4 protein-coding genes are annotated in these 2,049 nt (G+C 49.4%); all 4 read left to right on the top strand.

The genetic code is table 11. The features are described 5' to 3' along the window. Positions 1-70 precede the first annotated feature (70 nt). On the top strand, positions 71-571 hold the full coding sequence (locus B4K20_RS13745; RefSeq protein ID WP_289283315.1) for a head completion/stabilization protein: 501 nt from the start codon (positions 71-73) through the stop codon (positions 569-571). Continuing rightward, on the top strand, positions 571-1,023 hold the full coding sequence (locus tag B4K20_RS13740; RefSeq protein WP_289283314.1) for a phage tail protein: 453 nt from the start codon (positions 571-573) through the stop codon (positions 1,021-1,023). The genes B4K20_RS13745 and B4K20_RS13740 overlap by 1 nt, the downstream gene beginning before the upstream one ends. Continuing rightward, positions 1,020-1,703, top strand: coding sequence for a phage virion morphogenesis protein (locus B4K20_RS13735; protein WP_289283313.1), 684 nt, complete (start codon positions 1,020-1,022; stop codon positions 1,701-1,703). Before B4K20_RS13740 ends, B4K20_RS13735 begins: the two co-directional genes overlap by 4 nt. Then, on the top strand, positions 1,690-2,049 hold a 360-nt coding region (locus B4K20_RS13730; protein WP_289283312.1), incomplete at its 3' end, for a DUF2586 family protein. The genes B4K20_RS13735 and B4K20_RS13730, both read left to right, overlap by 14 nt.

Raw genomic sequence — 2,049 nt, 5'->3', positions numbered from 1 at the left:
GAAGCACTCCAACGCTGTATTAGAAGTGGTTCGTGTTTTGTTCCGGCACCTTACATAACACAGGGTTCGCATGAGTTTAACGGGAAAACCATCACTAGCAAGCGCATCACCTATCACCAATGATGGGTGGTGGCCTGATGTGTCCACGGCTGATTTGATGAGCAAATACCGTGTGCCTTCAGATATTGCAGACGACACGATCAGCACAGGCTTAAGCCTGGCCGTCGTGCGTGTGAATGAAACGCTGGACCCTGTAAAGCAACACCTTTTAACGCTCGGTTATGCTGACTTTGAAAGTTACCTGGCTGCAAACTCATCACCCGTCGTGAGCAGTGAACTATTACTGGTTCACTATGAAGCGGCGGTCTATAGCCGTGCCAAAGCGTTCCTGTTGCAACAGTTCATCAGCATGAACCGCCGAGAAGTAGCTGAAAATCAGGCCAAAGAATCTGAGCAAACAGAAAAATTCTGGCTCGATGAAAGCCAGTCATCCATTGCATCGCTCTGGAATACATTTTTTCCTGATAACCCAAAAATGAAAACGCATGGTTTTCACGCGGTGCTGCTGTAATGAAGATGTTACAAGCCATCACTGAATCCGTGCTGAAGCTGAACATGGTCGCGGCTGAAAACATCGATGCTTGGGCAGAAAATGCCCGTTTCGTTGGTGTGGCCAAAGATATGGGCAACGATGGCATGGTGCTGTTTCGCCTGCATTACACAGCAGCCATCGTCATTGAGCGTTTCCCGCACCAGGAGCATCCCGCCGAGCTGTTATTCGGCCATGTCATTGCCTGGTTAATCGATAACGACGAATTACGCGAACAGTTGGAGCTCGATCCACCTGAAACCGATATCGACATCCTGGATAACCAAACGGCCGATTTAGAAATCAACATCGATTTTGTTGAAGACGTGGAAATCATCCAAGACCCTGCTGGACCACTACGGTTAAACGGTGAACGTTATCGCTTGGCACCGGTGCGTATTGATTATGCCCTGGAAGGTGAGGTGAGAACATGAATCCCACATTAAGTATTCAGGTCACCGGCCTGATGACGCTTAAACAGCAGATTGAAATACTCGGCCTGCCAACAAAGCTTCGCCGTCGATTACTTGCACGAGTGGGTAAAAAAGCCATATCTGACAGCAAACGCCGAGTTCGCACGCAAACGGACCTCTCTGGCCAGGCATATCCAGCCCGTGCCAAAAAGAAACGTGGTGGCAGCAAAATGCTACTGAAACTCGCTCGACAGCTCAAAGTCATCCGCGCAGATGGCACTGAGGCCGTGGTCGGTTTTTATAAGCGTTCATCAGCTCGTATAGCGGCTAAGCAACAGCATGGTTACACACAGCGCGTGACCACGCGCTCACTGAAAAGAAACAGTGCAAAAAATCAAGACAGCCCAGCCACACGCGACCAGGCACGCGCCTTACGTGAGGCCGGCTTCACCATCAATAAACGCAAATCAAAGAACGGCAAAAAGCCAAGCCTTAAGTGGGTAACGCAAAACCTCACCATTGGCCAGGCTGGTTCGTTGTTACGTCAGTTACGTGAGCAAGCGGGCGAAAGTCCAAAAACATCATGGAAAACCACGCTGCCGGCACGCTCATTTTTAGGGGCAACCAAGGCCGACATTACGCAGCACTTTGATGCCATTTTAAAACAAATTAAGCAGGAGATAGCCCGTGGCGTTACCTAAAATTACGGTCAATGCGCTCAATTTACAGCAAGGCCCATTCCCAACGGTCGAGAAATATTTGTTGTTTATCGGTGTGGCAGCGACCAATGTTGATCAATTGTTATTCCTAAATACTGATAGCGATTTAGATGCTGAACTTGGCGAAGCCGATTCAGAGCTAAAGCAACAGCTCATTGCAGCCAGACAAAATGCCGGTGAAAACTGGGCGGCTGTGGCTGTGCCGGTGGCTAATGGTGCGCTTTGGGATCCAGCGGTTGACATGGCCATGAATGAAAATGTCCGAGTTGAAGGGGCGGTGATTTGTACACCGGTCACTCAGGCATCTGATTTTACTGCCATGCAAACT

The sequence above is a fragment of the Methylophaga sp. UBA5088 genome, from assembly GCF_002414625.1.
In the GTDB taxonomy this organism is placed as follows: domain Bacteria; phylum Pseudomonadota; class Gammaproteobacteria; order Nitrosococcales; family Methylophagaceae; genus Methylophaga; species Methylophaga marina.
This window is presented reverse-complemented; position numbering and strand designations above follow the sequence as displayed.

Coding starts and splice junctions, on each gene's coding strand:
- B4K20_RS13745 (WP_289283315.1), top strand. CDS start 71: ATGAGTTTAACGGGAAAACCATCACTAGCAAGCGCATCACCTATCACC.
- B4K20_RS13740 (WP_289283314.1), top strand. CDS start 571: ATGAAGATGTTACAAGCCATCACTGAATCCGTGCTGAAGCTGAACATG.
- B4K20_RS13735 (WP_289283313.1), top strand. CDS start 1,020: ATGAATCCCACATTAAGTATTCAGGTCACCGGCCTGATGACGCTTAAA.